Origin of the sequence: Kocuria sp. LHG3120 (assembly GCF_049897445.1) — a bacterium.
Taxonomy (GTDB): domain Bacteria; phylum Actinomycetota; class Actinomycetes; order Actinomycetales; family Micrococcaceae; genus Kocuria; species Kocuria rosea.
The window spans coordinates 589,043-609,239 of the sequence record NZ_JAFCWG010000001.1; the positions used below are offsets into that span (position 1 = coordinate 589,043).

Below are 20,197 nucleotides of genomic sequence, written 5' to 3' on the forward strand. Positions count from 1 at the left end.
CCTGCCGCGTGGAGATCTCGTTCGCCCGCTCCCACCAGTCGACGCTGGGCGTCGAGTGGGAGATCGCCCTCGTGGACGGCACCACCGGGGATCTCGTCCCCCGGGGCCGGGAGACGTTCGAGGCCGTCCTGGACGCCCACCCCGCCTGGGGCACGGACGGCGACCACCCGCACCTGACCGGGGAGTTCCTGCTCAACACCGTCGAGCTGGTCACCGGGGTGTGCCGGGACGTCGCCCACTCCACCGAGCAGCTGTCCACCATGCTGGACGAGATCCGCAAGGTCACCGACCCGCAGGGCCTCGAGGTCTTCGCCGCCGGCACCCACCCGTTCGCCCGCTGGCAGGACCAGCAGGTCACCGACAAGCAGCGCTACCACAAGCTCGTGGACCGCACCCAGTACTGGGGCCGGCAGATGGTCATCTACGGGGTGCACGTGCACGTGGGCCTCGACTCCCGGGCGAAGGCGCTGCCCGTGCTGGACGGGCTGCTGACCTACTACCCGCACCTGCTGGCGCTGTCCGCGAACTCGCCCTTCTGGGCGGGCGAGGACACCGGCTACGCGTCCCAGCGCTCCATGATCTTCCAGCAGCTGTCCACGGCGGGGCTGCCGTACCACTTCCCGTCCTGGGACGCCTACGAGCAGTGCATCACGGACATGATCGCCACCGGCATCATCGAGGAGATGAGCGAGGCCCGCTGGGACGTGCGCCCCGTGCCCCGGCTGGGCACCGACGAGGTGCGCTTCTGCGACGGGCTCTCGACCCTGTGGGAGGTCGGGGCGCTCACGGCGCTCACCCAGTGCCTCGCGGAGTCCATCTCCCGGGACGTGGAGGCGGGCCGGCCCCCCGCCCGCCTGAAGCCCTGGCACATCCAGGAGAACAAGTGGCGCGCCGCCCGCTACGGCCTCGACGCCGAGGTCATCACCGACCCGCGCAACGTCGAGCGGGACCTGCGCACGGACCTGACCGCGCTGCTCGACCGGCTGGAGCCCGTGGCCGCGCAGCTGGGTTGCTCCCGGGAGCTCGCCGACGTGGAGCGGATCCTGGAGCAGGGCGCCGGCTACCAGCGCCAGCGCGCGGTCGCCCGGGCCCACGACGGGGACCTGCACGCCGTCGCCCTCGACATCGTCCGCCGCACCCGGGAGAACGACTGACCCGCCCGCCCCGCACGCCCCGCTGGACGCGGGGACCTGTTCGTCCCTAGGTTGCAGGCATGACGAACACGACCGGCACCGGCCCGGACCCCTCCGCCCGCCACGCCCCGCAGGACCACGGGGTGCTGCAGCTCGGCGCCCTGCACCCCCTGCTGGAGGAGGCGCTGGCCGCCGAGTTCTCCGCCCTGCGCCTGCCCGAGGACCCCGCCGAGCAGGACCGCTTCCTCGAGCGGCACGCCGGCGACGTCAGGGTGGCGGTCGGCTCCGGGCGCACCGGCGTGGGCGCGGACCTGATGCGGCGGCTGCCCCGGCTCGAGGCCGTCGTCCACTTCGGCGTGGGCTACGACGGCACGGACGCCGCCGGGGCCGCCGCGCGCGGCATCGTGATGAGCAACACCCCCGACGTCCTGACCGACGCCGTGGCGGACACCGCGCTGGCCCTCTACCTGGACGTGCTGCGCCGCTTCTCCGCGGCGGACCGCTACGTCCGGCGCGGGCAGTGGGAGAGCACGGGGAACTTCCCGCTGGGCCGGCACGCCTCAGGACGGCGGGTGGGCGTGCTGGGCCTCGGCAGGATCGGCCGGGCGGTCGCCGTCCGGCTGGAGGCGCTGGGCTGCGAGATCCACTACCACAACCGGCGCCCGGCCACCGGCAGCGGGTACGCCTACCACGGGTCCGCGGCGGAGCTGGCGGCCGCCGTCGACGTGCTCGTGGTCGCCGTCCCCGGCGGCCCGGACTCCGCCGGGACGGTCGGCGCGGAGGTGCTGGACGCCCTCGGCCCGGACGGGTTCCTCGTCAACGTCGCCCGCGGCTCGGTCGTCGACGAGCGGGCCCTGGTGGCGGCGCTGCAGGAGGGCCGGCTCGGCGGGGCCGGCCTGGACGTCTTCGCCGATGAGCCCCGCGTGCCGGCCGCCCTGCGCGAGCTCGACACGGTGGTGCTCCTGCCGCACGTGGGCAGCGCGACCGTGGAGACCCGCCGGGAGATGGCCGAGCTCGCCCTGCGCAACCTCCGCAGCTGGCTGGCCGACGGCACCCTGGTCACCCCCGTGCCGTGAGCGGCCCCGGCCGGCTCAGACGGAGACGGTGGTGACCGGCAGCGAGGAGTCGGCGGCGAAGTCCAGCCCGGAGGGCGCACGGCCCTCGGCCACGACCCGGGCGGCCAGCGCGGCGACCATCGCCCCGTTGTCCGTGCACAGCGGCAGCCGGGGGATCACCAGCTCGATCCCGTGCGCGGCGCAGCGCTCGGCGGTGAGCTCGCGCAGCCGGGAGTTCGCGGCCACTCCCCCGCCGAGCAGCAGCGTCCCGAGCCCCTGCTCGGTGCACGCGAGCACGGCCTTGCGGGTGACCACGTCGGCCACCGACTCCTGGAAGGACGCCGCGACGTCGGCGACCGGCACCGTCTCGCCCCGCGCCTCGTAGCCCTCGACGACCCGGGCCACGGCGGTCTTGAGCCCGGAGAAGGAGAAGTCGTAGCGGTGCGGGCCGGGGCGCTCGGCGGAGCCCATGTACTTGCCCGCGCTCAGCCCGCGGGGCAGGCGGAAGGCGGTGGGGTCCCCGTCCCGGGCGGCGGCGTCGATGGCCGGGCCGCCGGGGTAGTCGAGGCCCAGGACGCGGGCCACCTTGTCGTAGGCCTCACCGGCCGCGTCGTCGATCGTGGCCCCGAGCAGGCGCACGTCCCGGGAGAGGTCCTCGACGGCGAGGATCTCGGTGTGCCCCCCGGAGACCAGCAGCGCCCCGAGGCCGGGCGGCAGCCCGTCGTCGAAGTCGCCCTGGAAGCCCTCGATCCCGGAGTCCTCGAGCAGGCCCACGCTGACGTGCGCCACGAGGTGGTTGATCGCGTAGAGGGGCTTGCCCGTGGCCACGGCGAGGGCCTTCGCGGCGGCCGTGCCCACCATCAGGGCCCCGGCCAGGCCGGGTCCGGAGGTCACCGCGAGCGCGTCGAGGTCCGCCAGGCCCACGCCCGCCCGGTCCAGGGCCTCGCGCAGGGCGGGGACGATCGCGTCGAGGTGGGCGCGGGAGGCGATCTCGGGGATCACGCCGCCGAAGCGCACGTGCTCGTCCATCGAGGAGGACACCACGTTGGCGAGCAGGGTGCGTCCCCGGACGATGCCCACGCCGGTCTCGTCGCACGAGGACTCGATGCCCAGCACGAGGGGTCCGTCGGTCATGGGGTCTCCTCCGTCGGGGCGGCCGGGGTGTTGGTGGCGGCCGGGGTGTCGGTTCCGGTGAGGTCGAGGCGCATGATCAGCGCGTCGGCGCCGTCCCGGTAGTAGCGGGGGCGGGTGTGGATCTGTTCGTAGCCGAAGCGGCGGTAGAGCTGCTGGGCGCGCGGGTTGTCGGCGCGGACCTCGAGCAGCACCTCGGTGGCCCCGAGCTCCCGGGCCTGCGCGTGCAGGGTGCGCAGCAGGGCGGAGCCGATCCCGCGTCCCTCGTGCTCGGGGACCACGGCGATGGTCTGCACGTCGCCCACTGGACGGATGCACATGAGCCCCGCGTAGCCGACGATCACGCCGTCCTGCTCGGCGACCCAGTACCAGCACACGGGCTGGGCGAGCTCGGCGAAGAACATCTCGAGCGGCCAGGCGTCGACCGGGAAGAGCCGCCGCTCGAGCGCGTGCACCGCCGCGACGTCCGCGGGGACCATCCGGCGCAGCGTCCAGGAGCCGGGGGCGGGGCTCACGCGCCCGCCCGCTTCCGGGGGCCGGGGACCTTCGCGTCGGACTCGCGCAGGTACAGGGGGGTCGTGTCCGGGGACAGCGCCTCCCCGCGGGCCGTGCGGCGCGCGGCGGCGAGGCCCAGGGACGACGCCGTGGGCTGCGCCGCGGCGAACTCCGGCACGGGCCGGGCCAGCCGGTCCGCGTAGATCCCCGCCCCGCGGCCGTAGGCGGGCAGCGCCGGGAGCTGCTCGGCGGCGGCCACGCCGGGGCCCCCGGTGCGCCGCGGGCCGTCCTCGGCCGCGGCGTACCGGGCCCAGTAGACCTCCCGGCGCCGGGCGTCGGTGAGCACGAGGAACTCCTCGTGACCGGCCGCTCGGGCGGGCCCGGCCGCGTCCTGGGCGAGGGCCTCGAGGCTCATGAGACCGTGCAGCGGCACGTCCCACGCGAAGGCGAGCGCCCGCGCCGTCGCGATCCCCGCGCGCAGGCCGGTGAAGGGCCCGGGGCCGGTGCCGACGAGGACCCCGTCGAGGTCGGCGCCGGTGACGCCGCGGCCGGCCAGCAGGTCGCGGACCGCGGGGGCCAGGACCTCGGCGTGAGAGCGGGTGTCCGGGCTCGCGTAGGAGCCGAGGACCTCGCCCGCACCGGTGACGAGGGCGGCGGAGGCGACGGCGGAGGAGTCCAGGCACAGGAGGAGCACCCGACCAGTGTAGTGCCCGCCCCCGGGGGCGCCTCCCGGCTCAGTCGAGCCGCGGGGGCCCGTCCGCCCAGCGCGGGCCGATCCCCGTGAGGGTGATGCGGCGGGGCTCGTCGTCCTCGTCCGGGTCCTCGTCCCCGGCCGCGCCGGGGACGAGGGGGTCGGTACCCACGGCGCGCTCCAGCACGATCTCGAGGCGGGAGTCGGCCAGGTGCTCGACCTTCCCGGCCCCCCACTCGACCACGGTGACGGCGGTGTCGGCCGTGTCCTCCAGGTCGATGTCGTCGACCTCCGCCGCGGAGCCCAGCCGGTAGGCGTCGACGTGCACCAGGTCCGGGCCGCCGGGCCGGGGACCGTCCGGGACGTTGGGGTGCCGGCGGACCAGCACGAACGTGGGCGAGATGATCCCCGCGCGCACCCCCAGGCCCCGGCCCAGCCCCTGGGTGAACGTGGTCTTGCCCGCGCCGAGCTCGCCGGTGAGGACCAGCAGGTCCCCGGCGCGCAGCTGGGCGCCCAGCCGCTCGGCCAGGGCCTGGGTGCGCCCGGGCCCGTCCACGGTCACGGTCCGGGTCCACTCGCTCATGCCTGCTCCTCCGCCGCGCCCGCCGGGTCCTCCGCGGCGTGCAGGTGCACCCGGGGCACGCGGGGCGAGACGCGGGTGACGATCTCGTAGTTGATGGTGCCGGCGGCGTCCGCCCACGCGCTCGCCGAGGGGTTCTCCCCCGCCCCGAACAGCACGGCCTCCGCCCCGAGCAGCCCGTGCTCGGGGGCGGAGCGTCCCGGCGCGCCGAGGTCGACCACGATCTGGTCCATCGCGACCCGGCCGACCTCCGGGTAGGTGCGGCCCTGGATCCGCACGGGTCCGCCGGTGCCGGAGCGCGGGACGCCGTCCGCGTAGCCGAGCGGGACGAGCGCCAGGGTGGTGGGGCGGTCGGTGACGTAGCTCAGCCCGTAGGAGACGCCCTGGCCCGCCGGCACCTCCTTGACCGCGCTGACCGTGCTCCGCAGCGTCATGGCGGGCACGAGACCGAGCTGCTCCGGGGTGCGGTCCGCGAACGGGGAGAGCCCGTAGAGGGACACCCCCACCCGGACCATGTCCAGGAGCATGTCCCCGGGGCGCTCGAGCCCGGCGGCGGAGAGGAGACCGGGCGAGTTCGCCGCGTGCCGCAGCCCGGGCCGGAGCCCGGCGGCCCGCGCCGTGGCCACGGCCGCGCGGAAGCGCTCGAGCTGCTCCCGGGTCTCGGGCCGGGACGGCTCGTCGGCGACGGCGAGGTGGGTGAAGACGCCGACCACCCGCACGAGCCCCTCGGTCTCGGCCTGCGCGGCGGCCCGCACGAGCTCGGGCCAGAGGGCCTCCGGCGCGCCGTTGCGGCCCAGGCCGGTGTCGATCTTGAGGTGGATCCGGGCGGTGGTCCCGAGCGCGCGGGCGGCCGCGGCGATCGGGGCGAGCTCCCAGCCGCTGACGCCCAGCTCGACGTCGGCGGCGAGCGCCGCCCGGAAGTCGGTGTCGACGGTGTGCAGCCACGCGAGCACGGGCGCCCCGATCCCCGCGGCGCGCAGGGCGAGGGCCTCGCCGACGTGGGCGACGCCCAGGGCGTGGGCGCCGGCCTCGAGGGCCGCCCGGGCCACGGGCACCGCACCGTGGCCGTAGGCGTCGGCCTTGACCACGGCCATGAGCCGGGCGGGGGCGGCGAGGTCACGGAGCCGGCGCACGTTGGCGCGGACGGCGGCGAGGTCGACCACGGCGCTGCGCTCGCAGCGGGGCGGAGGGGGGAGGGCGGATCCGGACGGGGCGGCCGGGACGGGGTCTGGACGGTTCACGGCTCCCATTGTGGCACCGCCGCCCCCGGGCCCGGACCGGGTCCCCGGGCCCGGCGGCTAGAGTTGAGCCGTGTCCGCCGCGCCCCGCCACGTCCTGCTGATCAGCCTGCACACCTGTCCCCTCGAGCAACCGGGGTCGGGGGATGCGGGCGGGATGAACGTCTACGTGCGCCACCTCGCCGAGGCCCTCGTGGACGCCGGCCACACCGTGGACATGGCCACCCTCGACCGGGGCCGCGGCGCCCCGGCCGTCGCCGGCGTGCGGCGCACCCGCATCCGCGAGGGGCTGCGGCTGCTCACCGTCTCGCTGCCGGGTGCCGCCGGGGCGAGCAAGGAGGACCTGCCCGGGTTCACCGCGGCCTTCGCGGAGGTGCTCCGCGCGGAGGCCGACCGGCCCGACGTCGTGCACGCCCACTACTGGCTCTCCGGTGCCGCGGGCCGGGAGCTCGCCGACGGCTGGGGCGTCCCCCTCGTCCTGACCCTGCACACCACGGCGCTCGGGAAGAACCTGCGCGCCCGGACCGGGGAGGGCCTCGAGCCGGCCTCCCGCGCCGAGGCCGAGGCCGGGCTGATCGCCCGGGCCGAGGCCACGGTGGTGAACACCCGGACCGAGGCGCTGCAGATGATCGAGCTCTACGACGCCGACGCGGGGCGCCTGACCGTGATCACCCCCGGAGTCGACCTCTCGGCCTTCTCCCCGGACCCCGCCCCCGGCGAGCCGCGCCGCGCCGACGAGCCGCCCCCCGGCTCACCGGGGCGCCCGCTGCGGATCCTGTTCGCCGGGCGCCTGCAGGCGCTCAAGGGCCCGCACGTCCTCGTCGACGCGCTCGCGCGGATCCGGCGGACCGACCCGGGCCTGCCCGTGGAGCTGGACGTCGTGGGGGTCGGCACCCGGGGCTTCACGGCCGCGCTCCGGGAGCGCGTGCGGGAGCTGGGGCTGGAGGACGTCGTGCGCTTCGGGCCCGCCCTGCCGGCCCCGCAGCTCGCCGCCCGGATGCGCCGGGCCGACGTCGTGGCCGTCCCCTCCTCCTCCGAGACGTTCGGCCTCGTGGCCCTGGAGGCGCAGGCCTGCGGCACGCCGGTGCTCGCCACGGACGTGGACGGGCTGCGCACCGCGGTGCTCGACGGGCTCACCGGCCGGCTCGTGCCCGACCGCGACCCCGGCTCGTGGGCGCGGGCCGTGGTCGAGCTCGCCGGCGACCCGGCCGCCCTGGAGCGCATGGGCCGGGCCGCCGCCCGGCGCGCCGAGGGCCACTCCTGGGACCGCACCGCCCTGGCCACCGCGGAGGTCTACGCCCGGGTCCGCGCCCGGGCGGGGGTACGCGACGGTAGCGGCCGGCGCCTGAATACACTCGAACGGTGACGACCTCCCCCCTCTCCCCCGCAGACCTCGCCCGCCACCTCGACGACCACCGCATCACCGGAGCGGTGGCGACCTCCCGGGAGGCGAACCTGCGCAACATCCAGGGCTTCCTCGACGGCGACCAGCACCAGCACATGGGCGTGGTGCGCACCCTGGAGTGGAGCTTCGACGACGTGTTCGCGCTGATGCGCGACCGCGTCGGCATCTCCCCCGACCGGGCCCACGCCGAGGGCCAGGACACGATCTCCGCGGAGCTGGCCGTCGCCGGGCTGGAACGCTACGCGCGGGTCCTCGGCGAGGTGGTCGCCGCCGGCGGGCGCGTGCTCTTCGCCACCGGCCACCCGGCCGGCCTGTTCCCGGTCTACGCGCAGCTGGCCCGGGTGGCCCGCCGCGCCGGGGCGCACGTGGTGCAGGTCCCGGACGGCTTCCCGTTCGAGGACGGCGACGTCCGGCAGATCGAGAGCGTCGTGATGGTCGAGCAGTACGGCGGGCTGCGGCACACCCACTTCCCCGGGCCGATGTCCCTGACCCTGGAGAAGCTGCGCCGGGACGGGCAGAACCCGCCCGACCTCGTGGTCGCCGACCACGGCCTCGCCGGGGCGGCCGGGTCCCGGGGGCTGCGGACCATCGCGGTCGCCGACTGCAACGACCCGGGCGTGTTCGTGGCGGAGGCGCAGGGCCAGGTCGAGGTCGCCGTGCCGCTCGACGACAACCTCCCGCCGCGCGTCTACGAACCGGTCACGGCGTTCGTGCTCCACCGCGCCGGCCTGGCCGACTACCTCTGAGCCCCCGGAGCACGGGACCCCCGCACCGGCAACGGTGCGGGGGTCCCGTGCTCCGGGGGCGGCGGGCTCAGCGCTCGCGGTCGCCGCGGATGAAGGCCTCCAGGTCCGCCCTGGCCACGTCGTCGGGCAGCTGCTCGGCCGGGGACTTCATGAAGTACGCCGACGCGGAGGTGAGCGGGCCCCCGATCCCGCGGTCCGCCCCGATCTTCGCGGCCCGGATCGCGTCGATGATCACCCCGGCCGAGTTCGGGGAGTCCCACACCTCCAGCTTGTACTCCAGGGAGATCGGGGCGTTGCCGAAGCCGTGGCCCTCCAGGCGCACGAAGGCGAACTTGCGGTCCTCCAGCCACGGCACGTGGTCCGAGGGCCCGATGTGCACGTCGCGCGTGCCGAACTCCCGCTGGACGTTGGAGGTCACCGCCTGGGTCTTGGAGATCTTCTTGGACTCCAGCCGGGTGCGCTCGAGCATGTTCATGAAGTCCATGTTCCCGCCCACGTTGAGCTGATACGTCCGGTCCAGCACGTAGCCGCGGTCCTCGAACAGCTTCGCCAGCACCCGGTGGGTGATCGTCGCCCCGATCTGGGACTTGATGTCGTCGCCCACGATCGGCACTCCGGCGTCGGTGAACTTCTGTGCCCACTCGTCGGTGGAGGCGATGAACACGGGCAGCGCGTTGACGAAGGCCACCCCGGCGTCGATCGCGGCCTGGGCGTAGAACCGGTCGGCCTCCTCCGAGCCCACCGGCAGGTAGGACACCAGCACGTCCACCTGCGCGTCCTTCAGGGCCTGGGCCACGTCCACGGGCTCGACGGCCGACTCCTGGACCATCTCCCGGTAGTAGGATCCGAGTCCGTCCAGGGTGGGCCCGCGCTGGACGGTGACCCCGGTGTGCGGGACGTCGGCGAAGACCAGGGTGTTGTTCTCCCCGGCGCCGATCGCCTCGGAGAGGTCGTACCCGACCTTGGCGGCGTCGACGTCGAAGGCGGCCACGAACTCGATGTCGGACACGTGGTAGTCGCCGAAGACCACGTGCATCAGCCCCGGCACGGTGGCGGCCGGGTCGGCGTCGGCGTAGAAGTGCACGCCCTGGATCAGTGAGGAGGCGCAGTTGCCGACACCGGCGACGGCCACGCGAATGGGATGGTGGGACACGGGACTCCTTTGTCTGGTCGTCTGGGTCCCGTCCCCGGCGCCCGGCCGGGCAGGACCCAGCGCTCCAGTCTAGTGCCCGCCGCGGGCGGGTTCGGCCCCGGGGCCGGCCGGCGGGCTCACAGCGCACTGAGCAGCAGGCCGAGGGCCAGCACGAGGAACAGCACGCCGGCGGCGAGCTCCACGGCCGCCCCGTGCCGCCGGAAGCCCGCGGCCAGCCGCTCGACCGAGCCGACCCACGCGACCGCGGTGAACCAGGCGAGGCCCACGGCCACCAGCAGCGCGAAGACCAGGGCCGCCTCCCACCACAGCGCGCCCACGGGGACCACGTTGGCGAACAGCGCCACGAAGAAGATGATGGCCTTCGCGTTCGAGAGGTTCGTCACGAGTCCGAGCACGAAGGCCCGGCCGGGGGTGACGGAGCGCCCCGGCGGGGCCTGCGGCTCCCCCGGGACGCTGCCGGGCCCTCCGCCCGCCGCGCTCGGCACCCGGTCCGGCACGGCCCGGGCGGCGAGACCCGCCCGGATCCCGCTCACGCCCAGCCAGCCGAGGAACAGCGCCCCGGCCACCTGGATCAGTCGCTGGAGCGTGTCCGCCTGGCCGATCAGGACGGTCACCCCGGTGAGGGAGAGCGTGATCCACACGAGGTTGCCGGTCATCACCCCCACCGCGGTGAGCACGCCGGCTGCCCGGGAGCCCAGCGACGCGTTGCGCAGGATCACCAGGACGTCCGGGCCGGGGGCGACGATCCCTGCGATCCACAGCCCGAGCAGGGCGAGGTACTGCGAGGCCTCCACGGCTACCGGGCCCCGCCGCTCACGCGGTCTTGGAGTCGCGGGCGCCCGCCCAGATGTTGATGTCGGAGTCCGTGGCCAGCCGGTCGATCGACTCCAGCTCCTCCGGGGTGAAGGAGAGGTGGTGCACGGCGCCCACGCTGTCCTCGAGCTGCTGCGGCGAGGACGCGCCGACGAGCGCGGTGGTGACCTGGCCGTCCGCCTGCTCGCGCAGCACCCACGCGATCGCCATCTGGGCCAGGCTCTGCCCGCGGGCGGCGGCGATCTCGTGCAGACCGCGGACCTTCTCCAGGGTCGTGCCGGTCAGCCACTCCGGGTTCAGGGACTTCTCCGCGGCGGCCCGGGAGCCCTCCGGGACGCCGTCCAGGTACCGGTCCGTGAGCATGCCCTGGGCCAGGGGGGAGAACACGATCGAGCCCATCCCCGTCTCCGTCAGGGCGCCCAGCAGGGAGGTCCCCGACGGTCCGGGGGACTCGATCCACCGGTTGAGCATCGAGTAGGACGGCTGGTGGATCAGCAGCGGCGTGCCCAGCTCCCGCATGATCTGCTGGGCGCGCAGGGTCAGCTCGGCGTTGTAGGAGGAGATCCCCACGTACAGGGCCCGCCCGGAGCGCACGATGTGGTCGAGGGCCCGCATCGTCTCCTCGAGCGGGGTGTCCGGGTCCGGGCGGTGGTGGTAGAAGATGTCCACGTGGTCCAGGCCCATCCGTTGCAGGGACTGGTCCAGGGAGGACACGAGGTACTTCCGGGAGCCGCCGAAGTGGTACGGGCCCGGGCCCATGGTCCAGCCGGCCTTGGAGGAGATCACGAGCTCGTCCCGGTACGGCGCGAGGTCCTGCGCCAGGATCCGCCCGAAGTTCAGTTCCGCGGCGCCGGCCGGCGGGCCGTAGTTGTTGGCGAGATCGAAGTGGGTCACGCCGAGGTCGAAGGCCCGGCGCAGCGTGGCGCGCTGGGTGGCGAGCGGCTTGTCGTCGCCGAAGTTGTGCCACAGCCCGAGCGAGATCACGGGCAGCTTCAGCCCGGAGTCGCCCACGCGGCGGAAGGGCATGGTCTCGTAGCGGTCGTCGGCCGGGAGGTAGGGGACGTCGGGTCCGTAGGTGCGCACGGGGGCCTTTCGAGGGTCGGGGAGGTCGTTCGGTGGACGGCGGAGAGGGCTCAGTAGCGCACCACGGCGGCGCCGTGGGCGGGCAGCGCGGCGACGCCGCCGCCGCCGGAGCCCGCGGTCAGCGACACGTCGCCGGAGCGGTAGAGCACCTCGGCGTCCGGGCGGCCGGGGAAGGGCACCTGCGCGGGCCCGGCGCCGAAGTTCAGCAGCACCGCGACCCCGTGGTCGGAGCCCGGGGCCGTGGCACGGCGCAGCACGAACCAGCGGGCGTCCTCGTCGAGGTCGGTGCCGATCGTGTCGAAGCGCGGGTCGGTGAGCTCGGGCACGGCGCGCCGCAGCGCGATGAGCTCGCGGTAGGCGCTCAGCACCCGGGCGTGGTCGTCCCGGCCGAGTTCGTCCCAGTCGAGCTTCGAGTTCGTGAACGTGCTCGGGTCCTGGGGGTCCGGGACCGTGTCCTCGTCCCAGCCCATGGACGCGAACTCCGCCTTGCGGCCCTTGGCCACGGCCTCCCCGAGCTCGGGCTCGGGGTGGGCGGTGAAGAACTGCCACGGTGTGGACGCGCCCCACTCCTCCCCCATGAACAGCATGGGGGTGAACGGCTGGGTGAGGAGCAGTGCGGCGCCCAGCACGAGCTGGTCCGGCGTGAGGCTCGCGCTGATCCGGTCCCCCGCGGCGCGGTTGCCGATCTGGTCGTGGTTCTGGATGCACGTGACGAACTGCCACGGGCGCACCCGCTGCTTGTCGACCGGCCGCCCGTGGTGGCGGCCGCGGAACACCGACATGGTGCCGTCGTGGTAGAACGCGTCCCGCATCACCTTGTCGAGGGTGCCGAGGGCGGCGAAGTCTGCGTAGTAGCCCTGCGTCTCCCCGGTGAGGGCGACGTGCGCGGCGTGGTGGAAGTCGTCGAGCCACTGCCCGGTCATGCCGAGGCCGTGGGCCGTGGTCGGCGTGATCATCCGGTGGTCGTTGAGGTCGGACTCCGCGACGGTGAACAGGGGCTTGCCGGTCTCCACGCCCACGCGCTCCACGAGCTCGGCGATCTCCTCGAGGATGTGCACGGCCCGGTGGTCCTGCAGGGCGTGCACCGCGTCGAGGCGGAACCCGTCCACGTGGTAGTCGCGCAGCCACATCTCGACGTTGTCGAGGATGTAGTCCCGCACGCCGTCCGAGCCCCAGCCGTCGAGGTTGATGAGGTCGCCCCAGGTGCTGGAGCCGGGCTTGAAGTAGTCGGCGAACAGGGGCAGGTAGTTCCCGGACGGGCCCAGGTGGTTGTAGACGACGTCCTGGATCACGCCGATCCCGCGCTGGTGGCACGCGTCCACGAAGCGCTGGTAGGCCGCGGGCCCGCCGTAGGACTCGTCCACGGTGTACCAGAGGACACCGTCGTAGCCCCAGTTGTGCTCGCCGTTGAAGCCGTTGACGGGCAGCAGCTCCACGAAGTCCACGCCGAGCTCCACGAGGTGGTCGAGCCGCTCGACCGCCGAGTCGAGGGTGCCCTCCGGGGTGAACGTGCCGGGGTGCAGCTCGTAGACGACGGACCCGGCCAGGGTCCGCCCGGTCCACGCGGCGTCCCCCCACCGGTGCGCGGAGGGCTCGAACGTGCAGGAGAGGTCGTGCACGCCCTGCGGCTGGCGGCGGGAGCGCGGGTCCGGCAGGACCTCGGAGACCTGCGAGCGCTCCTGCGCCGTGCCCTCGTCGAAGGTCTTGCCCAGGAGGTAGCCGTAGCGCACGGTGCCCTCGGGGACGTCCGCGCCGTCGGGCAGGGTCCACCAGCCGTCGCGGCGTGCCGCCTTGCCCGCCGGGGAGTCCTCGGGCAGGTCCGCGGCGGGGATCATGTCGTGGTCGTCGCCCTCGATCCGCACGGTCACCGTCCTGGCGTGCGGGGCCCAGACGTCGAAGCGGTTCAGGTGCTCGCGGGTGTTCATGGGGCTCAGGAGTCCTTCCGGCGCAGCAGCGCCACGGGGTAGTCGGCGAGCAGCCGGGACAGCGCCACGGTGCCCGAGTGCGTGCGGCGGGTCAGCAGGTCCTCGAACCCGCCCGCGGGCAGCTCGAGGGTCTCGCCGTCGAAGCCGCCCGCGGCGGCGAGGCCGAGGGGCAGGCGGGTGGCCACGGTCACGGCGCCGCCGCGGTCGAACGCGAACACGTGCCCGGCCAGCGGGCCGGACGCGGTCAGCGGGGTGTAGCCGGTGAACAGCTCGGGGTGGTCCCGGCGCAGCCGCAGGGCGCGGCTGGTGACGAGCAGCTTGGCCGCGCCGTCCGGTCCCACGGCGGGGATCCCGTCGGCGGTGCCGCCCACGGGGGTGTCCAGCCGGGCGAGCCCGGCGGCCCGGGCCCCGAAGTCGACGGGACGGCGGTTGTCCGGGTCCACGAGGGACTCCGCCCACAGCTCGGAGCCCTGGTAGACGTCCGGGACGCCGGGCATCGTGAGCTGGACGAGCTTGGCGGCGAGCCCGTTCGCCCAGCCGGCCGCGGTGACGTGCTCGGCGAAGCCCTCGACGACGGCCCGCATCTGCGGGTCGTGGTGGACGAGCTCGACGAACCGGGTGAGCCGCTGCTCGAACCCGGCGTCCCCGTCGACCCAGGCGGTGGAGTTGCCGGCCTCGCGAGCGGCCTTGAGGGCGTAGTCCAGCACGCGCTCCTGCGAGATGGGCCAGGCGCCCACCACGGCCTGGAGCACGAGATTCACGAGCGGGCCGTCGCCCACGAGGGCCCCGGCCTGCTCGGCGAGCTTCTTGACGGTGCCGACCACGCCGGCCCACTGCTCCCCCGCCTCGGCGAGCACGGTGATCCGTGCCCGCACCGCCTCGGAGCGCTTGGTGTCGTGCGTGGACAGCGTCGTCATCGCGAGGGGCTCCTCGGCGGCCCGGCGGGCGAGCTCGGCGTGCGCCTCCTCGGGGGTCACGGCGAAGTGCGACGGGTCGCCGCCCACCTCGGTCAGCGAGGTCAGGCGGGGGAAGCGGTAGAACGCGGTGTCCTCGACGCCCTTGGCCATCACCATCCCGGAGGTCTGCTGGAAGCGGCGGGCGAGCTCCCCGAGCCCGGCCTCGTCCGTGGCGTCGACCCCGAGCAGCCCGCCCAGGGTCCCGATCGCGCCGGCGAGGTCCGGGCGCTGCTCCCGGGCGGCGTCGAGGGCAGCCCGCAGGTGCTCGGCGCCCTCGGGCAGGTAGCTGCGATAGACGGGGAAGTTCGCGAGGATCTCCGCCAGGGCGTCCTCGGCGACGGCCCGGTCCAGGCCGGCGTCCCCGGGCACGAGGCGGGCGAGGCGCCGGACCTCGGCCAGCAGCGCGCCGTCGGCCATGGCGCGCTTGGTGCCGTGGATCATCTCGTCCCAGTGCACGGGCTCCCCGCCCCGCAGCCGGGCGTCCAGGCTGGTGAGCGCGTACTCCCCGGCCGGGTCGGTGAGCAGCCGGTCGATCACGCCGAGGGCGTCGTAGCCGGTGGTGCCCGCGGTGGCCCAGTCGCGGGGCAGCCGCTCGCCGGGCTCGAGGATCTTCTCGACGACGACGTAGGCGCCGCCCGTGAGCTCCTTCAGCTGCTCGAGGTACTGCCGCGGGTCGCGCAGCCCGTCGGGGTGGTCGATGCGCAGGCCGTCGACGAGGCCCTCGTCGATCCACCGCTTGATCTCCGCGTGGGACTCCTCGAAGACCTCCGGGTCCTCGACGCGCACGCCCGCGAGCGTGGCGACGGTGAAGAACCGGCGGTAGTTGAGCTCGGCGTCGCCGCGGCGCCAGTTCACCAGCTCGTAGTGCTGCCGGTCGTGGACGTCTTGCGGGTCATCGCCCTCCGCCCAGGTGCCCTCGGCCAGCGGGTAGACGTTGTCGTAGTAGCGCAGCGTGCCGTCCTCGACCCGCAGCTGCGCGAGCTCGTCGTCGCCGTCGCCCAGCACGGGGATCAGCACCCGGCCGCCGCCGGACGCCCACTCGACGTCGAAGGCCTTCGCGTACGGCGAGGCCTGGCCCTGCGCGAGCAGCGACCACCACCAGGGGTTCTGCTCCGGGGCGGCGACGCCCTGGTGGTTGGGGACGATGTCCACCAGCACGCCCATGCCGCGGGCGTGGGCGGCGTCGGCGAGCGCCTTGAGCCCGGCGGCGCCGCCCCGGACGGGGTCCACCTCGGCGGGGGACGCGACGTCGTAGCCGTGGTCGGAGCCGTCGACGGCCCGGAGGATCGGCGACAGGTAGACCCAGTCCGCGCCGAGGTCGTGGAGGTAGTCCACGAGCCCCGCGGCGCGGTCGAGCGTCAGGTCGGAGGTGATCTGGAGTCGGTAGGTCGAGATAGGTGTGCGCACCGCACCAGTCTGTCGGCCCGGCCCCGGAAACGCCAGCAGGCTGTCGACCCGTGTCCGGGTCGACAGCCTGCCGGGGCCGTCAGCTCACTGGTCCTGCGGCGTCTTCGCGTACGCGGCCACGGAGGCGGCGACCGACGCGTCGGGCTCCTCCTCGGGGGCCTCGTAGGCGCGCAGCACGACCATGGACTTGCCGTCCAGGGTGATCGAGGTGCGGGCCTTGCGGATCTGGCCGTCGGCGTACTTGCCCGCGGTGTCGATGACCTCCTCCCACTGCCGGCCGTAGCGCACCGGCGGGAGCTTGACCTTCACGGGCTCCGGGTTGGAGTTGAAGTACACGATGAAGTTCACGTCCGTGATGGGCCGCCCGCGCATGTCCACGCCGGCGATGCCGTTGCCGTTGAGCCACATCCCGAAGGACCGGGACAGGGGCTCGTCCCAGTCGGCGGGCTTCAGCGGCGCGCCGTCCGTGGTCAGCCACGCGATGTCGGGCATCGGGCGGCCGGTGTCGTCCGCGTCCATCTCGACGGGACGGCCGTCGAAGAACTCCGAGCGCCGGAAGGACGGGTGGTCGTGGCGCAGGTGGGTCACGGCGGCGACGAACTCGGTGAGCGGGCCGTCCATGGTGTCCCAGTTGATCCACGACAGCTCGTTGTCCTGGCAGTACGTGTTGTTGTTGCCGTCCTGCGTGCGGCCCAGCTCGTCGCCGTGCAGCACCATGGGCGTGCCCTGGGACAGCAGCAGCGTCGCGAGGTAGTTGCGCTGCTGGCGGGAGCGCAGGGCCAGCACCTCGGGATCGTCGGTGGGGCCCTCCACGCCGCAGTTCCAGGAGCGGTTGTGGGACTCGCCGTCGTTGTTGCCCTCGCCGTTGGCCTCGTTGTGCTTCTCGTTGTAGGAGACCAGGTCCCGCAGCGTGAAGCCGTCGTGGGCGGTGACGAAGTTGATCGAGGCGAACGGCCGGCGGCCGCTGTGCTCGTAGAGGTCCGCCGAGCCGGTGATCCGGGAGGCGAACTCGCCGAGGGTCGCGGGCTCCCCGCGCCAGAAGTCGCGCACGGTGTCCCGGTACTTCCCGTTCCACTCCGTCCACTGGGGCGGGAAGTTGCCCACCTGGTAGCCGCCGGGGCCCACGTCCCACGGCTCGGCGATGAGCTTCACCTGGGACACGACCGGGTCCTGCTGGACGAGCTCGAAGAACGTGGCCAGCTTGTCCACGTCGTAGAACTCGCGGGCCAGGGCGGAGGCGAGGTCGAAGCGGAAGCCGTCCACGTGCATCTCGGTCACCCAGTAGCGCAGGGAGTCCATGATGAGCTGCAGCGAGTGGGGGTGGCGGACGTTGAGGGTGTTGCCGGTGCCCGTGTAGTCCATGTAGAACTTCTGGTCGCCCTCCACCGTCCGGTAGTAGGCCTGGTTGTCGATGCCCTTCATGGACAGCGTGGGGCCCATGTGGTTGCCCTCGGCCGTGTGGTTGTACACCACGTCGAGGATCACCTCGATGTCGGCCTGGTGCAGGGCGCGCACCATGGCCTTGAACTCCTGGACCTGGCCGCCGAGGTCGTTGGTGGAGTGGTACTCGTTGTGCGGGGCGAAGAACCCGATGGTGTTGTAGCCCCAGTAGTTGCGCAGCCCCTGGTCGAGCAGGGTGCTGTCCTGCACGAACTGGTGCACGGGCATGAGCTCGATGGCGGTGACGCCGAGCTTTTTCAGGTGCGCGATCACCGCGGGGTGGGCCACGCCGGCGTAGGTGCCGCGCTGGTCCTCCGGCACCTCGGGGTGCTGCTGGGTGAGGCCCTTGACGTGGGCCTCGTAGATCACGGACTTGTGGTACGGCGTGCGGGGGGTGCGGTCGCCCTCCCAGTTGAAGAACGGGTTGATCACCACGCCCATCATCATGTGGGGGGCGGAGTCCTCGTCGTTGAACGAGTCCTCGTCGCCGAAGTCGTAGGAGAACAGCGCCTGGTCCCAGTCGATCTGGCCGGAGACGGCCTTGGCGTAGGGGTCGAGCAGCAGCTTGGCGGAGTTGAAGCGCTGGCCCTCGGCGGGGTTCCACGGTCCGTGCACGCGGTAGCCGTAGCGCTGCCCGGGCTGGACGGTCGGGAGGTAGCAGTGCCAGACGTAGCTGTCCTGGGCCGCGACGTCGATGCGGGTCTCGGTGCCGAGCTCGTCGAACAAGCACAGCTCGACCTTCTCGGCGCCCTCGCTGAAGAGGGCGAAGTTCGTGCCGGTCCCGTCGAAGGTGGCTCCGAGGGGATAGGGCTGACCTGGCCAGACTTCCATGGGGGATCTCCTGTCGTACCGCCGGGCAGGGGTCACCGTCAGCGGGCTGGGTGTTGGGGCAAGTGGGATCGATCTTAGCCCGGACCGGAGGCGCCCGTGTCCCCGGGGCGGTCCGCCGGGGCCGGGACCGCCGGCTCAGCGGTCCCGGCGCAGGACCGTGCGCACGTTCGCGGACAGCGCCGTGGGGGGCACGGGGCCGAGGCCCTCCAGCCGGGAGGCGTAGCCGTGCACGGCCACGGCGAGGGCGGCGGCCACCGCGCGGCGGGTGTCCCCGCGGGCCCAGTCCCCCGCGGCGGCGAACGCGTCCGGGTCCTCGGCGCTGCCGGCGAGCGCTGCGCCCATGATGCCCGCGAGGGTGTCCCCGCTGCCGGCGGTCGCCAGCCACGGGCTGCCGTCGGCCTGGGAGAACAGCGTCCCGTCGGGGGACGCCACCAGGGTGGTGGCGCCCTTGAGGACGACGACGGCGCCGGTCGCCTCCGCGGCCGCGCGCGCCCACCGGGCGGGCTCGGCCTCGATCGCCGCCCGGTCCGGCGCCTGCCCGCCGCCGCCGAGGGCAGCGAGCCAGGCGAGCACCTGCTCGAGCTCCCCGGCGTGCGGGGTGAGGACCTTGCCGGGGCCGAGGGCGCCGTCGGCGGCCGCCCGGGCCGCCGCGTCGAGGGCGCCGGCGTCGACGACGGCGGGGATCGGGCCCGCGAGCACGGCGCCGATCCGGGACTCCTGGGCCGCGTCGCCCACCGCGCCGGGGCCCACGACCCACGCCTGGACGTGGACGTCGTCGGGGTGGTCCTCGGAGGCGACCACTTCGGGGCTGGTCAGGCACACCAGGGAGCGGGTGGCGGCGTCGCCGAGGTGGCGGACCATGCCGGCGCCGGCGTCCACGGCGGCGCGCGTGCACATCAGCGCCGCCCCGGGGTAGGTCGGGGAGCCGGCCACGACGCCCACCACGCCCCGGGAGTACTTGTGGGAGGCCGCCCCCGGCCGCGGCCACAGCGCCGCGACGTCGTCGGGCTCCAGGCGCCGCAGCGCGGGGGCGGGCAGGGCGTGCTCGATCCCGAGGGGCACGGTCCGCACCTCGCCGCACCACCGGTCCCCCGGCGGCAGGAACAGCCCGGCCTTGGCCCCGCCGAACGTCACGGTGACGTCCGCGGCCAGGACCGGCCCGGCCACCGCGCCCGTGTCCGCCGAGACGCCCGAGGGGACGTCGCACGCCACGACCGCGGGGGCCCCCTCCGGGGGCCACCGGTCCAGGACCGCGCGGACGAGCTCCGCCGCCGGCCCGCGCAGCCCGCCCCGGGCGCCGGTGCCCAGCACGGCGTCGAGCACGAGGTCGGCGCGGAGCACCTGCTCGGCCGCCTCCTCGAGGGCGGGCCCGCCGTCCCCGGCGCGCAGCACCCGTCCCCCCGCGGCCTCGAGGGCGGCCCCGCCCTCGGGGTGCAGCCGGTCGCCGAGCGCCACGGCGAGCACGGAGGCGCCGCGGCCCGCCAGCTCCGCCCCCGCCCACAGCCCGTCCCCGCCGTTGTTGCCGGTGCCGGCGAGCACGACCACGCGCGCTCCGGCGACCCGCCCCCGGCGCCCGCGCAGGCGCTGCGCGCCGACGAGGGCCAGGCCGTGGGCGGCGCGCCGCATCAGCGCGGGGCCCTCCCCGCGCTCGAGGAAGGGCGTCTCGGCCGCGCGCACCTGCGCCCCGGTCCAGGCGGCGATCACGCCTGCCCCCCGTCCCCGGTGCGCTCGGCGATGACCATGGCCATGGCGATCCCGCCGTCGTGCGTCATGGTGAGGTGCCACCGGTCGATGCCCTGCCGGCGCGCCTCCTCCGCCACCGTTCCCTCGGTGCACAGCAGCGGGGCACCGGAGGGGTCCTTCTCGATCCAGCAGTGCTGCCAGATCATCCCGGGCGGCGCCTTGAGCGCCTTCGCCGCCGCCTCCTTGGCGGCGAAGCGCGCGGCGAGCGAGCGCACGTGCAGATCCCGCTCGAGCGGGGTGAACAGCCGGGCCACGAGGCCGGGGGTGCGGGCGATCTGCTCCTCGAAGCGGGCGATGTCCACCACGTCGATGCCGGTGCCGATGATCATGGTCCCCAGCCTAACGACCGCCGGCCCGCCGCCCGGGAGGAAC

General features: G+C 74.6%; 17 protein-coding genes. 4 read left to right on the forward strand and 13 right to left on the reverse strand.

Annotated features, from left to right (window positions below; genetic code table 11):
* The first annotated feature begins 8 nt into the window (after positions 1–8).
* Positions 9–1,154, forward strand: coding sequence for a glutamate--cysteine ligase (locus ACP7CD_RS02725; RefSeq protein ID WP_035924797.1), 1,146 nt, complete (start codon positions 9–11; stop codon positions 1,152–1,154).
* Between the two features lie 59 nt (positions 1,155–1,213).
* Positions 1,214–2,209: a 2-hydroxyacid dehydrogenase gene (locus tag ACP7CD_RS02730; protein ID WP_109268104.1), complete on the forward strand. Its 996-nt coding sequence runs from the start codon at positions 1,214–1,216 to the stop codon at positions 2,207–2,209.
* A gap of 15 nt (positions 2,210–2,224) precedes the next feature.
* Here the strand turns inward: ACP7CD_RS02730 and tsaD are convergent, their stop codons facing one another.
* Genes tsaD through alr form a run of 5 tightly spaced genes read right to left on the reverse strand, consistent with a single transcriptional unit; the run spans position 2,225 to position 6,335 of the window.
* Entirely contained in the window at positions 2,225–3,322 is a 1,098-nt protein-coding gene (tsaD, locus tag ACP7CD_RS02735; RefSeq protein ID WP_426118763.1) for a tRNA (adenosine(37)-N6)-threonylcarbamoyltransferase complex transferase subunit TsaD, read from the reverse strand.
* A complete protein-coding gene (rimI, locus tag ACP7CD_RS02740; protein WP_426119037.1) occupies positions 3,319–3,798 on the reverse strand; it encodes a ribosomal protein S18-alanine N-acetyltransferase in 480 nt (159 codons plus the stop codon). The genes tsaD and rimI overlap by 4 nt, the downstream gene beginning before the upstream one ends.
* A gap of 32 nt (positions 3,799–3,830) precedes the next feature.
* Positions 3,831–4,508: a tRNA (adenosine(37)-N6)-threonylcarbamoyltransferase complex dimerization subunit type 1 TsaB gene (gene tsaB / locus ACP7CD_RS02745; protein WP_426118765.1), complete on the reverse strand. Its 678-nt coding sequence runs from the start codon at positions 4,506–4,508 to the stop codon at positions 3,831–3,833.
* Between the two features lie 40 nt (positions 4,509–4,548).
* Positions 4,549–5,088 carry a tRNA (adenosine(37)-N6)-threonylcarbamoyltransferase complex ATPase subunit type 1 TsaE gene (gene tsaE / locus ACP7CD_RS02750; protein ID WP_017833346.1) on the reverse strand — a complete coding sequence of 180 codons (540 nt, stop codon included), beginning with the start codon at positions 5,086–5,088 and terminating at the stop codon, positions 4,549–4,551.
* Positions 5,085–6,335: an alanine racemase gene (alr, locus tag ACP7CD_RS02755; protein ID WP_426118767.1), complete on the reverse strand. Its 1,251-nt coding sequence runs from the start codon at positions 6,333–6,335 to the stop codon at positions 5,085–5,087. Before alr ends, tsaE begins: the two co-directional genes overlap by 4 nt.
* Before the next feature lie 61 nt (positions 6,336–6,396).
* Between alr and ACP7CD_RS02760 the strand changes: the two genes are divergently transcribed.
* Complete coding sequence (locus tag ACP7CD_RS02760; protein ID WP_237740437.1) at positions 6,397–7,689, forward strand: glycosyltransferase; 1,293 nt, start codon at positions 6,397–6,399, stop codon at positions 7,687–7,689.
* Complete coding sequence (locus tag ACP7CD_RS02765) at positions 7,686–8,474, forward strand: phosphatase (RefSeq protein ID WP_109268107.1); 789 nt, start codon at positions 7,686–7,688, stop codon at positions 8,472–8,474. The genes ACP7CD_RS02760 and ACP7CD_RS02765 overlap by 4 nt, the downstream gene beginning before the upstream one ends.
* Positions 8,475–8,541: 67 nt before the next feature.
* Here ACP7CD_RS02765 and ACP7CD_RS02770 read toward each other — a convergent pair whose 3' ends face one another.
* The 8 genes from ACP7CD_RS02770 to ACP7CD_RS02805 form a co-directional block, all read right to left on the reverse strand.
* Positions 8,542–9,627 (reverse strand): inositol-3-phosphate synthase, encoded by a 1,086-nt coding sequence (locus ACP7CD_RS02770; protein ID WP_272026017.1) that lies wholly within the window; start codon positions 9,625–9,627, stop codon positions 8,542–8,544.
* Positions 9,628–9,743: 116 nt separating this feature from the next.
* Positions 9,744–10,421, reverse strand: coding sequence for a LysE family translocator (locus ACP7CD_RS02775; RefSeq protein WP_095650576.1), 678 nt, complete (start codon positions 10,419–10,421; stop codon positions 9,744–9,746).
* A gap of 19 nt (positions 10,422–10,440) precedes the next feature.
* Positions 10,441–11,466 carry an aldo/keto reductase gene (locus ACP7CD_RS02780; protein ID WP_051063761.1) on the reverse strand — a complete coding sequence of 342 codons (1,026 nt, stop codon included), beginning with the start codon at positions 11,464–11,466 and terminating at the stop codon, positions 10,441–10,443.
* Positions 11,467–11,573: 107 nt separating this feature from the next.
* Positions 11,574–13,448 carry a malto-oligosyltrehalose trehalohydrolase gene (gene treZ / locus ACP7CD_RS02785; RefSeq protein ID WP_272026018.1) on the reverse strand — a complete coding sequence of 625 codons (1,875 nt, stop codon included), beginning with the start codon at positions 13,446–13,448 and terminating at the stop codon, positions 11,574–11,576.
* A 5-nt stretch (positions 13,449–13,453) separates the two neighbouring features.
* A complete protein-coding gene (gene treY, locus ACP7CD_RS02790; protein WP_109268110.1) occupies positions 13,454–15,811 on the reverse strand; it encodes a malto-oligosyltrehalose synthase in 2,358 nt (785 codons plus the stop codon).
* Positions 15,812–15,895: 84 nt separating this feature from the next.
* On the reverse strand, positions 15,896–18,082 hold the full coding sequence (gene glgX, locus ACP7CD_RS02795; protein ID WP_017833337.1) for a glycogen debranching protein GlgX: 2,187 nt from the start codon (positions 18,080–18,082) through the stop codon (positions 15,896–15,898).
* A gap of 135 nt (positions 18,083–18,217) precedes the next feature.
* Positions 18,218–19,786, reverse strand: coding sequence for an NAD(P)H-hydrate epimerase (locus ACP7CD_RS02800; protein WP_426118773.1), 1,569 nt, complete (start codon positions 19,784–19,786; stop codon positions 18,218–18,220).
* A complete protein-coding gene (locus ACP7CD_RS02805) occupies positions 19,783–20,154 on the reverse strand; it encodes a holo-ACP synthase (protein ID WP_035924832.1) in 372 nt (123 codons plus the stop codon). The genes ACP7CD_RS02800 and ACP7CD_RS02805 overlap by 4 nt, the downstream gene beginning before the upstream one ends.
* Positions 20,155–20,197 lie beyond the last annotated feature (43 nt).